16 protein-coding genes are annotated in these 12,110 nt (G+C 71.3%); 6 read left to right on the top strand and 10 right to left on the bottom strand.

Features of this window, described 5'->3' with window-relative positions:
* Positions 1-11: 11 nt before the first annotated feature.
* On the bottom strand, positions 12-137 hold the full coding sequence (locus tag BBK82_RS55950; protein WP_257785416.1) for a hypothetical protein: 126 nt from the start codon (positions 135-137) through the stop codon (positions 12-14).
* A 110-nt stretch (positions 138-247) separates the two neighbouring features.
* Between BBK82_RS55950 and BBK82_RS43890 the strand changes: the two genes are divergently transcribed.
* Positions 248-709 carry a phosphatase domain-containing protein gene (locus tag BBK82_RS43890; RefSeq protein ID WP_065921852.1) on the top strand — a complete coding sequence of 154 codons (462 nt, stop codon included), beginning with the start codon at positions 248-250 and terminating at the stop codon, positions 707-709.
* Between the two features lie 64 nt (positions 710-773).
* Complete coding sequence (locus BBK82_RS43885; RefSeq protein WP_154697854.1) at positions 774-1,694, top strand: trypsin-like serine peptidase; 921 nt, start codon at positions 774-776, stop codon at positions 1,692-1,694.
* Here BBK82_RS43885 and BBK82_RS43880 read toward each other — a convergent pair.
* Complete coding sequence (locus BBK82_RS43880; protein ID WP_065920184.1) at positions 1,657-2,571, bottom strand: LLM class flavin-dependent oxidoreductase; 915 nt, start codon at positions 2,569-2,571, stop codon at positions 1,657-1,659. The genes BBK82_RS43885 and BBK82_RS43880 overlap by 38 nt on opposite strands.
* 18 nt (positions 2,572-2,589) lie before the next feature.
* Between BBK82_RS43880 and BBK82_RS43875 the strand changes: the two genes are divergently transcribed.
* The gene (locus BBK82_RS43875; protein ID WP_065920183.1) at positions 2,590-2,973 is read left to right on the top strand and encodes a VOC family protein; all 384 of its coding nucleotides are present in this window, start codon (positions 2,590-2,592) and stop codon (positions 2,971-2,973) included.
* A gap of 66 nt (positions 2,974-3,039) precedes the next feature.
* On the opposite strand, the gene BBK82_RS43870 is transcribed toward BBK82_RS43875, so the two are convergent.
* Positions 3,040-3,591: a TetR/AcrR family transcriptional regulator gene (locus tag BBK82_RS43870; RefSeq protein WP_065920182.1), complete on the bottom strand. Its 552-nt coding sequence runs from the start codon at positions 3,589-3,591 to the stop codon at positions 3,040-3,042.
* A 49-nt stretch (positions 3,592-3,640) separates the two neighbouring features.
* On the opposite strand from BBK82_RS43870, the gene BBK82_RS43865 reads away from it, so the two are divergent.
* Together BBK82_RS43865 and BBK82_RS43860 are read left to right on the top strand one after the other, a co-directional pair.
* Positions 3,641-4,783 carry an MFS transporter gene (locus tag BBK82_RS43865; protein ID WP_218920529.1) on the top strand — a complete coding sequence of 381 codons (1,143 nt, stop codon included), beginning with the start codon at positions 3,641-3,643 and terminating at the stop codon, positions 4,781-4,783.
* 6 nt (positions 4,784-4,789) lie between these two features.
* The gene (locus BBK82_RS43860) at positions 4,790-5,431 is read left to right on the top strand and encodes a DUF2238 domain-containing protein (protein WP_065920181.1); all 642 of its coding nucleotides are present in this window, start codon (positions 4,790-4,792) and stop codon (positions 5,429-5,431) included.
* Here the strand turns inward: BBK82_RS43860 and pcaD are convergent.
* The 6 genes from pcaD to BBK82_RS43830 form a co-directional block, all read right to left on the bottom strand.
* Positions 5,408-6,175 (bottom strand): 3-oxoadipate enol-lactonase, encoded by a 768-nt coding sequence (pcaD, locus tag BBK82_RS43855; RefSeq protein WP_237047917.1) that lies wholly within the window; start codon positions 6,173-6,175, stop codon positions 5,408-5,410. The two genes, BBK82_RS43860 and pcaD, sit on opposite strands and share 24 nt — an antisense overlap.
* A gap of 353 nt (positions 6,176-6,528) precedes the next feature.
* A complete protein-coding gene (catC, locus tag BBK82_RS43850; RefSeq protein WP_065921849.1) occupies positions 6,529-6,816 on the bottom strand; it encodes a muconolactone Delta-isomerase in 288 nt (95 codons plus the stop codon).
* Between the two features lie 5 nt (positions 6,817-6,821).
* Positions 6,822-7,937: a muconate/chloromuconate family cycloisomerase gene (locus tag BBK82_RS43845; RefSeq protein WP_065920179.1), complete on the bottom strand. Its 1,116-nt coding sequence runs from the start codon at positions 7,935-7,937 to the stop codon at positions 6,822-6,824.
* Entirely contained in the window at positions 7,934-8,758 is an 825-nt protein-coding gene (locus BBK82_RS43840; RefSeq protein ID WP_065920178.1) for a dioxygenase family protein, read from the bottom strand. Before BBK82_RS43840 ends, BBK82_RS43845 begins: the two co-directional genes overlap by 4 nt.
* 7 nt (positions 8,759-8,765) lie before the next feature.
* Positions 8,766-10,310, bottom strand: a complete 1,545-nt coding sequence (locus BBK82_RS43835; RefSeq protein ID WP_065920177.1) for a 4-hydroxyphenylacetate 3-hydroxylase family protein — start codon at positions 10,308-10,310, stop codon at positions 8,766-8,768.
* A gap of 2 nt (positions 10,311-10,312) precedes the next feature.
* A complete protein-coding gene (locus BBK82_RS43830) occupies positions 10,313-10,879 on the bottom strand; it encodes a flavin reductase family protein (RefSeq protein ID WP_065920176.1) in 567 nt (188 codons plus the stop codon).
* Positions 10,880-10,979: 100 nt separating this feature from the next.
* Between BBK82_RS43830 and BBK82_RS43825 the strand changes: the two genes are divergently transcribed.
* On the top strand, positions 10,980-11,765 hold the full coding sequence (locus tag BBK82_RS43825; RefSeq protein WP_065920175.1) for an IclR family transcriptional regulator domain-containing protein: 786 nt from the start codon (positions 10,980-10,982) through the stop codon (positions 11,763-11,765).
* Here BBK82_RS43825 and BBK82_RS43820 read toward each other — a convergent pair.
* Positions 11,759-12,079: a YciI family protein gene (locus BBK82_RS43820; RefSeq protein WP_065920174.1), complete on the bottom strand. Its 321-nt coding sequence runs from the start codon at positions 12,077-12,079 to the stop codon at positions 11,759-11,761. The two genes, BBK82_RS43825 and BBK82_RS43820, sit on opposite strands and share 7 nt — an antisense overlap.
* Between the last annotated feature and the right edge of the window lie 31 nt (positions 12,080-12,110).

The following is a 12,110-nucleotide window of genomic DNA, read 5'->3' as shown; positions in this document are numbered from 1 at the left end:
GGACGAGGACCTCATCCGCACAGGATCCGCACATCTGCCCGCCACGCGAGCGCGCCGCGATCCGGGCGGTGCCCGGCACCGGCGAGCTGGGCGGACACCTGACGCACCGGGTGGTCGGGGACGAGGGCTACAGTCACGGTGGCAAGCGGCACACGAGGCAGGTCCGCTCGTGACCAGCCGGTTCATCGGGCGCCGTCAGCTCATCGACGCGGACGCCCTCTTCTGGGGAGAAGTTGGTGGGAACCGCGTGACACGACCGGTTGTGGTGCTGGACATCGACGGGACCGTGGCCGACGCCCGGCACCGGCTCCACCTGCTCGACACCGACTCGCCGACCAGGTGGGCCGAGTTCTTCGACGCGGCGGGCGCCGACCCGGTGCTGCCGGACGGCGTCGAGCTGGCGCACAGGCTGGCCGTCGACCACGACATCGTGTGGCTCACCGGGCGGCCGGTGCGGCTGGCCGAGCTGACCCGCCGGTGGCTCACCGAACACGGCCTTCCGCCGGGTGACCTGGTGATGCAGCCACCCGGTGACAAGCGGCCCGCTCGGGTGGTCAAGCTCGAACGCGTGCTGGAGCTCCAGCGGCGCCGCAAAGTCGTCCTGATCGTGGACGACGATCCCCGCGTCGTCAGCCGGTTCAAGGAGGCGGGACTTCCGGTCCACCACGCCACCTGGACGCCGTGGGCTCCGGCGCTGGGCAACCAGTAGCAGCGCACGGGACGAGGACGGCACCCGCACAGGATCCGCACATCTGGCTGCCACGGTCGGCGGCATGCGAACACTGAGCGTGGTTGCCCTGATGCTGCTGCTCGCCGTGCCGAGCACAACATCGGCGGCCGAGAACGCGGGCAACGCGAACGTCGTGGTGCACGACCTCGACACCGCCGGCGCGGCGGAGCACTGGACCCCGGAACGGATCGCCGCCATGCCGGTCGGCCCCTCCGAACCCGGACATCCGCCCGTCGACGGCCCCGACGGCGCGCCCGCACCGGCCGGCAGGACCATCGGCAGGCTGTTCTTCGTCGACCGCGACGGCGAGGACTCGAGCTGCACCGCCACCGTCGTGGTGAGCGCTAACAGGCGCACCGCGGTCACCGGCGGGCATTGCGTGCACACCGCCAACCTCATCGGCGAGGACCCGAGGTGGCACACGAAGCTGCTGTTCGTACCGGGCTTCCGCGACAACACCCGGCCGTTCGGCCAGTTCGCCGTCACCAGGGTCGTGGTCAGCCGGACGTGGACCACCGACGACCAGCAGTCCGAGCACGACCAGGCGTTCCTGGTGCTCGACCGGCCGTCGGGGGTGAGCGAGCACATCGCGTTCGGCAGGCCGGCCGGGCGCGAGGCCGTGGAGTACGGCTACCCGCGCGCCGCGAACCAGCCGGGCCACCAGGGCCGGCCGGAGTTCACCGGTCAGCGGCTCGCCCGGTGCTGGGGCACACCCGTGCTCAACCCCGGTCACCCCGAGATCGGGCCGGAGAACCTCTGGGGCGTGCCGTGCGACATGGGCGGCGGCTCCAGCGGCGGTCCGAGGATCAGCCGTGGCGCGGTTGTGGGCGTGAACACCCAGAGCTTCACCATCGACGAGAACGGCAAGTGGTGCCCGTTCGGTCAGTGCGTCCGCCACCTCGGCGGCCCGCAGTTCTCCTGGAAGATCACGGCTCCGCTGCACCAGCGGGCGTCAACCAGCTAGCGACCGCCGCGACCAGCTCGTAGCTGCGGCGCCGGTCGGCGTGGTGGTAGATCGGCGAGGTGATCATCAGCTCGTGCGTGCCCGTCTCGTCGAGCACCGCCTGCAGCCTGCGCCGGATCGTCTCCGGCCCGCCGACCACCACCCGGCCGTCGTCGGGGTTGGGGTGTGCGGCCGCGTCCTGCGGACTGGGCAACGGGATCCGGTTCCCCTCGGCGCGGCTGCGCACCTTCGTCCTGATCGGCCCGGCCAGCCACTCGGCGCGCTCGTCGTCCTCCGCGGCGATCACCGAGACGCTGACCAGGTCCGCCGCGCACGTCTGGTCCGGGCTCAGGTGCCGGGCGAACGCGAACGGCACCCCCAGCTCGGCCGCCAGCGCCGCGGTGCCCGGTGACGACCCGAGCAACCACAGCCGCGGCACGTTCCCGCCCCGCACCGGCACCGCCACCGTGTCCGCCGGGTCGAGCAGCCCCTGCAGCTCCACGAGCTGCTCGCGGTAGGGCCGGTCGGTGCGCCGCAACGTCCTCACCACGTGCGGCGCCCCTCCCGGCGCACGCCCGATGCCGAGGTCGATGCGGCCGGGGTGCAACGCCGCGAGCGTCCCGAACTGCTCGGCCACCACGAGCGGCGGGTGGTTGGGCAGCAACACGCCACCCGAGCCGACTCGCAACCGCGAGGTGAGCGCCGCCAGGTGCGCCACCAGCACGGCGGGGGAGGAGCTGGCCACCCCTCGCATCCCGTGGTGCTCCGGCACCCAGTACCGGTGGTACCCCAGGTCTTCGGCCAGCTCCGCCAGCTCCGCCGTGTGGCGCAACGCCTCCCGCGGGGTCGACCCCTGCACGACCGGCGAGGTGTCGAGCACCGACAACCGGATCCCCATGCCGTGCACACTAAGACGATGCGCATCGAACGGCTCGACCACCTCGTGCTCACCGTCGCGGACCTGCGGGCCACGATCGACTTCTACGTGGGCGTGCTCGGCATGCGGGAGGTGACCTTCGGCGAGGACCGCAAGGCCCTCGCGTTCGGCCAGAGCAAGATCAACCTGCACGAGGCGGGCCACGAGTTCGAGCCCAAGGCCCGCCACGCCGTGCCCGGCAGCGCCGACCTGTGCTTCGTCACCGAGACCCCGCTCGACGAGGTGCTCGCCACCCTCACCGCGCACGACGTGCCGGTGCTGGAAGGCCCGGGCGACCGCGCCGGCGCGCTCGGGCGGATCCGCAGCGTGTACGTCCGCGACCCCGACGGCAACCTCGTCGAGATCAGCAACTACCTGAACTAGCAGCGTTCCCCGGTCTGCCCCTGGAGTGGAACGAGCCCGGCTTGTTTCACACGTAGAACGCAAGTTCTACCGTGCGAGAACCGCCAGCTCGGCCAGTCTCCGCGCGCGGGGGATCGCCTTGCCCGGCGCGGCGCCCAGCAGCATCCGCACGAGCACACCCTCGTAGACCAGGGTGACGTCCTCGACGACCTCGTCCACCTCGTCGAGCCCCTCCGCGAGCTCGGTGAGCCGCCGCATGAGGTGCTCCTTGTGCGCACGGGCCACCGCGACGGCCGGATGCCCCGCCGGCAGCTGCAGCAACCCGGCCACCTGCGCACAGCCCTGGTCAGCGGTCCGATCGCGGTACCACTCCTGCAGCGCGTCGAACACCGACAGCACCCGGTGCAGAGGTGTCGCGGCGTCCGCGGCCACCCGTTCCCAGGTCGCCCGCCACAGGTGGTCTCGCCGCCGCAGGTACGCCTCGACCAGGCCGTCCTTGCCGCCGAAGTTCTTGTAGACCGACCCCAGAGCCACCCCGGCGCGCTCCACGACGGCATCCACACCGGTGTTCGCGATGCCGTCGCCGTAGAACAGCTCGTCGGCCGCGACGAGGATGCGTTCTCGCGCTGGTCGGGTCATGGGGTTATCGTAGAAGTAGAACCGCAGTTCTACCAACCCGAGGAGGAACGTGGGCAGGCAGGTGGCACTGATCGGCGCGGGCACGGCACTCGTCGGGGTGAGCTACGGGTTCGCCAGATTCGCCTACGGCCTGTTCGGGCCCGTGTTCCAAAAGCAGTTCGCGCTCGACTCCACCCTGCTCGGCGTCATCGGCGCCGGCAGCTACGTCGCCTACGGCGGCGCGATCATCGCGGGCTTCGTGCTGACGAACCGCTACGGCCCCCGCCGGGTCGCCGCCGCGGCCGGAGCACTCGCCACGGCCGGCACGGCACTCGTCGCGGCATCGACGAACGGCACGACGCTCGCGGCCGGCATCCTGATCGCGGGCACCAGCACCGGCCTCGCCTCACCGCCGATGGCCGAGGCGATCGCCCGCACCGTCGAGGCCGGCCGCCAGGACCGCGCGCAGTCGGTCGTCAACGCCGGCACCGGGATCGGCGTGCTGTTGTCCGGTCCCATCGCCATGCTGCTGCTGGACGACTGGCGGCTGGCGTGGGCGACGTTCGCGGTGCTCTCGGCGGCGGTCACGGTCTGGGTCCTCACGACGGTGCCGCGCGGAGCGGGCACGACCGGGCGCGAGTCCGGCCGCCTCCTCCCGCCCGGCGCCACCCCGATGCTGCTGGCCGCGTTCCTGCTCGGCCTGGCGAGCTCGGCCGTGTGGACCTTCGGACGTGACGTGGTTGAAACCGGGCCGACCGTCGCCACGATCATGTGGTCGCTGATCGGTGCGGCGGGCCTGCTCGGCGCGTTCAGCGGGCACCTGACCGGCAGCATCGGCCTGCGCACCTCGTGGACCGTCGTGCTCGTCCTGATGTCAGCCGCCACCGCGACGCTGGCGCTGTGGCCGGCCGGCATCGTGCTGACGCTCACCGCCGCTGCCGTGTTCGGTGCCTCGTACATCGCGCTGAGCGGCCTGGTCCTGGTGTGGAGCACCCGCGTGCACCACGACCGACCGGCGACCGGCGTCGGCACGTCGTTCCTGATGATCGCCGCCGGCCAGGCCGTCGGCGCACTGCTGGCCGGTGTGGTGATCGACCACTTCGGCCACGTCAGCGCGTTCCTCGCCGCCGTCGTCGCCGGGCTGCTCGGCGCCGCGCTCCGGCCTGCCCGGACGATCAGTTCGACCGTGGGAGCCACCGCACCACTACGGTGATCAGGCATGGACTCCGTGCACGGGCCGGGACGTGTCGAGGGACGGGTGCTCGTCGGCGTCGTGGTCGCCGCGCTGCTGGTGACCGGCCTGCTCGCGAAGTCGCCCGGCACGTGGGCGCTCGAGGTCGTCTGGGTGGTCGCCGGCCTGCCGCTGGTGATCGCGCTGCACAAGAAGTTCCCGCTGACCAGGCTGCTGTGCTGGCTGCTGGTGTTCCACGCGCTGGTGCTCTGCTACGGCGGCCAGTACACCTACGCGGAAACGCCGCTGGGGGAGTGGTTCCAGAACTGGCTCGGCACGCAGCGCAACAACTACGACCGCTTCGCCCACGTGGTCCAGGGCTTCGTGCCCGCGATCGCGGTGAGGGAGGTGCTGCTGCGCCGGACGCCGTTGCGGCCGGGCGGCTGGGTCGCGTTCCTCAGCACGTGCGTGTGCCTGGCGATCAGCGCGTGCTTCGAGTTCGTCGAGTGGTTCAGCGCGCTCATCCTCGGCGCGCGCGCTGACGACTTCCTCGGCACTCAGGGCGACCAGTGGGACACCCAGTGGGACATGTTCCTGTGCCTGTGCGGCGCCGTCATCTCGCTGCTGGTGTGGCGCCGGATCCACAACCGGCAGCTGGGGCTCACCTCACGCGTGCACACGTCTGGCTAGATGACCCGCCACCATCGCGTTGACCACCTCGGGACGCTCGGTGGTCAGCAGGTGCGCGGCATCCGGCACGACCGTGAACAACGAGCCGGGAATCCCGTCGGCGACCGCCCGCACCATGTCCACCGGCGTTGCCGGGTCCTCCGCGCCCGCGAGCACCAGCGTCGGCGTGGTGATCCGGCCCAGCTCGGCCCGCACGTCGAACGCGCCGATGGCCTCGCAGCACCCCGCGTAGCCCTCCGCCGAGGTGGCCAGCAGCATCTCGGCGAGCCGCTCCGCCTCCTGGGGCCGGTGGCAGGCGAACGAGTGGGTGACCCAGGTGCCCAGCCGGGACGGCAACATCGCCGCCGTGCCCTCCGCGCGGACCACCGCCGCGCGCTCGGCCCACGACGGCGGGTCGCAGAACTGTGCCGCCGTGGCACAGACTGTGAGCGTTATCAACCGGTCGGGGTGGTGCAGGGCGAGCCACTGCCCGATCGCGCCGCCGATCGAGACGCCGAGGTAGTGGCAGCGCCGCACGCCGAGGTGGTCCAGCACCTCCACGACGTCACCGGCCAGGTCCGCCATCGAGTACGGTCCCGGCTCCACCGGCGAGCGGCCGTGCCCGCGCAGGTCGAACCTGACCACGCGGTACCGGTCGGCCAGCCCGTCGACCTGCGCGTCGAACATGGTGAGGTCCGTGCCCAGCGACGGGCCGAGCACCAGCACCTCGGCGTCCTCCCGGCCGGCGACGGCGTAGTGGATCACGGGCGCTCCTCTGGTCGGCGTAGCAGTCAGCATGCACCGCGGCCTCGGGTCGCCGCGAGCGCTGGACGGACCAGTGCTCCGCCGTCCACAAAGGACTTCGGCCGTGGTTCGTCCCGATTGCCCCGGTTTGTCAGTGCGAGCGATCCAGGACCTCGATCACAGCAGGGCCGTCGTCTCCTGTCACGGAAACAGTGCCAGTTGAGACGGTGAGACGTGCCGGTCGCCGGCTGTGGCGTGCCGACCCGGCCGTTCCCGCACCGCCGCAATTCCACGAGCGCGGGCAATGTGCAACCGTCCGCCAGGTTGACAGTGTGCGTCCAGTTCCCAACTGTCGCAAGAAGTTGGCATTACCTTCACTTCTGGGCCGCCAGGTCGGACGGGTGCTGCGCCAGCGGCGTCACCTGGACGGTCATGAACTCCCACAGCGGCAACGACGACAGCACCGCGTGCAGCTCGTCGTTGGTCGGCACGTCGAAGACGCTGATGTTGCTGTACCGCCCGACCACCCGCCACAGGTGCGGCCAGACGCCGAGGCGTTGCAGCTCAAGCGCCCGTTCCTTCTCCGCGGCCACCAGCTCGGCCCGCCGGGCCGGGTCGAGGTCGTGGGGGAGCGAGACGTCCATCTGCACGTGGAAGAGCACGTGTTTCACCTCCTGGTGAGGGCCCTGACCGCGGCGGGGTCGAGCTCGATGCCGAGTCCGGGGCCGTCGGGCAGCCGCAGGGTGCCGTCGACGTAGCGCAACGGCGTGGTCAGCAGCTCCTCGCGCATGAGCAGCGGTCCGAACAGCTCGCTGCCCCACGTCACGGCGGGCGAGGCGCACGCCAGGTGGAGCGACGCCGCTGTGCCGACCGGGCTCTCGATCGAGGTGCCGCCGTGACAGGGAATACCCGCCGCGGCCGCGATCGAAGCGATGGCCGCGCTCGCCCGCAGACCACCCGACTTGGTGGTCTTGAGCGAGAACACGTCCGCCGCCCGCGAGGTGGCCAGGCGCAGCGCGTCCGACGGCGTGCGCAGCGACTCGTCGGCCATCACCGGGACCGGCAGCGCGCGGTTGATCTCCGCCAGCCACTCCACCTCCGCGCCCGGCACCGGTTGTTCCACCAGCTCCACGCCCGCGTCGACGAGCTTCGGCAGGTACGTCAACGACGTCAGCCGGTCCCAGCGCGCGTTGAGGTCGACCCGCACCCCGGCCACACCGCGCAGTTTCTCCGCCACCGCACACACCCGCGCGACGTCGTCGGCCGGGTCCTGCGCGCCCATCTTGAGCTTGAAGCTGCGGTGTCCCTCGTCGAGCTTCGCCATCGCCTCCTCGATCACGACCGGCGCGGGTTCGGTGCCCAGCGCCCACGTCACCGCGATCTCGGTGCGCGCGAGCCCGCCGAGCAACGTGTGCACCGGGACACCGAGAGAGCGCGCCCACGCGTCGTGCAACGCGACCTCGACGGCGGCCTTGGCGTACAGGTTGGCGTTCACGACGTCGTTGACCGACCGCAGGATCCCGGCGATGTCGTCGACCCGGCGGCCGAGCAGCAGCGGGGCGATGTAGTGGTCGACGACGACCTTCATGGTCTCGACCGACTCACCGCCCCACCACGGCCCGCCCGGCACGACACCCTCGCCGGTCCCGACCACCCCGCCCGCGGTGCGGACCTGGACGAGCAGCACGGGCTGCGCGTCCATCCCGGTGCGGGCGAAGCGGTGCGGGCGGACGAGCGGGACGTCCAGCAGGACGGTGTCGACGCCGTCGATCCGGTCGCTCACACCGGCTCCAGCACGAAGTCGTACTCGGCCACCTGGCCGGCCGGGGTCAGCACCAGCTCCGGTTTCACCGCCTCGGCGACGTCGCTGTCGACGTACTGCCCGCCGGCGAAGTAGAGCTGCGTGGTGATCGGCCGGTGTCCCGGTGCGCGCACGATGAGGTGCAGGTGCGCGGGCCGCCACGGGTGCCAGCCCGCCGCGTCGACCAGCCGCCCGGTCGGCCCGTCGGTCGGGATCCGGTACGGCGCGGGCTGCACCGTCGTGATCTCGAACCGGCCGTCGGAGTCGGTCATGACCACCGCGCGCAGGTTTCCGTCCGGGACACCGGGGGCGAAACCCGAGTAGTAGCCCCGGGCGTCGGCGTGCCAGATGTCCAGCTCGGCCTCCAGCGGCGCTCCGGTGAGGTCGACCACCCGGCCGGAGAACACCAGCGGGTCACCCTGCTCGTCCGGACGCATCGGCAGCGTCGCCACCGAGCCCAGCCGCTGCTGGTCCGGCAGGTAGTACGGCCCGAGGATGGTGCCCTTGGTGCCGTCCTGGGTGCGCGCGGCGACCTCCTCGACGACGTGCTCGACGAACACGTCCAGGAACAACGGCCACTCGCCGCCCTCGCCGACGTCCATCAGCCACTGCTTCGCGGCCTGGAACTCGGGGTAGGTGACGTCGTGCGCGCGGATCGCCTCGTGCACGCCCCGCAGCACGGCGGTGACCACAGTGGACACCCGCTCGGCCGGGATGTCGACGGAAGTGCGTGCGGCGGAACGGAAGTTGGCGCTCGCGGCGGCACCGGAGTCCGCTGCGGCGGGGGTCTCAACGGCAGTCATCGGAAGGTCACCGTCCGTTCAACAAGGTCGCGCCGGGGTTGTACAGGTCGGGCACCCGCCAGCCGTCGAGGTCGTACTCGGCCATGCACTGCTCGGCGAAGCCCTTCATCTCCTCCGCCGTGCCGGACTGCTGCGCGGCGAACAACATCTCCGCGCGCACGCCCTCGTGGTTGCCGGAGTAGTTGCGTTCGTAGAGCTCGTGCCGGCCGCCGAACTCGCTGCCGACCGAGTCCCAGATCAGCTTCATGAGCTTCACCCGCTCGACCGCGTCCATGCCGTTCGAGCCGCGCACGTACTTGTCCAGGTACGGCCGCACCTCGTCGGAGGCGAAGTCCTTGGCGCTCGACGGCAGGTAGATCAGCGCGGAACCCAGGTCCTGCAGGATGATCTCGCGGATCCGCGGGTAGCCGACCGTCATGAACCACCGGTAGGCCAGGCCGAAGTCCAGGTGCGGCAGCACGGCGCCGTCGATCCACGCGTCCGGCTTCGCGCACATGGCCTCGGACAGCGCCCAGAACAGGTTGCGCCACCCGATGACCTCGCCGACGCGGGTCTGGATGCCGCGGAAGTCCTTGGTGCCGGTGGCTTCCACGCCCTTGAGCAGCAGCCCGGCCAGGAAGTCGAGCTTGACCGCGAGCCGGGTGACGCCGTGGAAGGTGAAGCGGTGCAGGAAGCCGGAACCGGGGAAGAACGTGCTGGCCTTGTCCGCGTCGCCGTAGATGAAGACGTTCTCCCACGGGATCTTCACCCGGTCCAGCACGAAGATCGTGTCGTTCTCGTCGAAGCGGGACGAGAGCGGGTAGTCGAACGGGCCGGTCGTGGCGTCCACGTTGGCGGCGTAGGAGTTGCGGCAGATCAGCTTCATGCCCGGCGCGCCCATCGGCACCGTGCACACCAGCGCGAACTCGCGCTTCTTGATCGGCAGTCCGTAGTGGGCGATGAAGTTGTAGTTGGTGATCGCGCTGCCGGTCGCGACCACTTTGGCACCGCTCACGATCAGGCCGTCGTCGCGCTCCTCCTCGACGTGCATGAACACGTCACGGACCTCATCGGGGTCGCGGTCGCGGTCCACCGGCGGGTTGATGATCGCGTGGTTCCAGTACAGGACCTTCTCCTGCGACTCCTGGTACCAGCGCCGGGCGTTGTCGGCGAAGGGGGAGTAGAAGTCGGCGTTCGCGCCGAGCGTGCCGAGGAAGGCGGCCTTGTAGTCGGGGCTGCGGCCCATCCACCCGTAGGTCATCCGCGCCCACTCGGCGATCGCGGCGCGGTCGGCGTAGAGGTCGGCGCTGCTGCGCGGCGTGCGGAAGAACGGGTGCGTGAAGCCGCTGCTGCCGGTGTCGGTCGGCGCGGTCAGCACGGCCTGCCTGTCCGGGTCGTGCAACGCGTCGTACAGGCGGGCGGTCATCCGCACCGAGTTGCGGAACGCCGGGTGCGTCGTGACGTCGCCGACCTTCTCGCCGCCGAGGAAGACCTCCCGTCCGTCCCGGATGGACTCGACGTACTCCTCACCGGTCATCGGCCGGGTGGTCCGCTGCTGTTGCTGGGTGGTCATCTTCAACCCTTCGTCGTGGAGGCGGCGGTGCGCCGCAAGGGGGTGAAGCTGGAGCCGAACCAGCCGGTGTCGAGGCTGTCGGCGCAGATGTGCCAGTGGTTGTCCGGTTCCGCGAGCGAGCGGAACGCGCCACCGAAGAACAGCAACGGGTCGGCGTCGCTGATCTCGATCCCGGCGACCTCACCGATGACGATGAGGTGGTCGCCGCCGTCGTAGGTGCGCCACGGCCGGCAGGAGATGGTCGCGGCGGTGCCGAGCAGGACCGGCGCGGTCGGTCCCTCCGCCCAGCGCGGTGCCTCGCCCTGGGGGCGGCCCGCGAAGGTCATCGCGGTGTCGAGCTGGTCGTGTGCCAGCACGTTGACGGCGAACGGCGCGTCGTCGAGGAAGCGGCAGGCCTTGGACCTGCGGGTCAGCGTGACCTGGCACAGCGCCGGGTCGAGGGAGACGGCGGTGAAGGCGTTGACGGTGGCGCCGTGGGGCTCGCCGTCGTCGTTGCGGCAGGTCACGACCGTGACGCCGGTGGCGAACCGGCCGAACGCGGTGCGAATGGTGCGGTGGTCGAGCGTCATCACCCGCTCCTTCTGTACGCTGTGCGTACAAGCTGCACGCTCTGCGGTTACATGAGGGTGCACCTGCGGCCGGGTGCTGTCAACGGGGAAAGATGGGGCGATGGACGAGCGCGACTACATCCAGAGCATCGAACGGGGCTTCGCGGTGCTGCTCGCGTTCGACGAGGAACGGGTCACCCCGACCCTGGCGGAGCTGGCCGCCGCGACCGGGTTGTCCCGGCCTGCGGTGCGCCGGATTCTCCTCACGCTGCAACGTCTCGGCTACGTCGCGGCGAACGGCGGCCGGTGGTCGCTGACCCCGCGCGTGCTGAGCATCGGGCAGCACTACGCGGCCTCGCACGGGATGATCGAGATCGCGCAGCCGCACCTGCTCGACCTCTCCACCCGAACGGCCGAGTCGGCCTCGCTCGCCGCGCTCGACGGCCACCACGCCGTCTACGTCGCCCGCGTGCCGGTGCGGCGGATCATGAGCATCAACGTGTCGGTCGGCACCCGGCTGCCGGTGCACGCCACCTCGATGGGCCGGGTGCTGCTGGCGTGGGCACCGGACGCCGTGGTGGACGAGGTGATCGCGCAGGGGCTGCCCGAGCTGACCAAGCACACCGTCACGGACCCGGCGGAGTTCCGCGGTGCGTTGCGGCAGGTGCGGTCCGACGGCTGGTCGATCGTCGCCGAGGAGCTGGAGATCGGGCTGCTGTCGGTGTCCGCGCCGGTGCGCGACCGGTCGGGCGAGGTCGTGGCGGCACTGGCGTCGTCGACGTCGGTGGGCCGGTCGACGGTCGAGGCGCTGCGGACGGACGTCGTGCCCGTGCTGGTGGAGACGGCCGCGCGGATCAGCGCCGACCTCGGGCACACGGCGTCAGCGCGGCACGAGGGCTTCTACTGAGCCAGGGGCCACACCTCGACAACGCCGTGGCCCACCGCGCACGGCGTCCCCGACACCATCTCGACAACCTCGTCCAGCGTGTCGGCCTCGATGATCGCGAACCCGGCGACCGGGAGCGCGGAGGTCATGAACGGTCCCTGCGCGACGGACAGGCCGTCGTGGTTGCGCACCTGCAGCGGCGTGCCGGCGACACCCATCTCGACGCCCTGGTCGCGCAGGCTGGCGTCGTGGGCGTGGGCGGCGTCGCGGACGGCGGGATCGGTGCGGTCGTAGCCGGCGCGGTCGCCGTACCCGATGGTGATGAACCTCGGCATGGTCGCCTCCTGTCGTCGTTGTCCGGATACC

The organism is Lentzea guizhouensis, assembly GCF_001701025.1.
Taxonomy (GTDB): Bacteria; Actinomycetota; Actinomycetes; order Mycobacteriales; family Pseudonocardiaceae; genus Lentzea; species Lentzea guizhouensis.
This window is presented reverse-complemented; position numbering and strand designations above follow the sequence as displayed.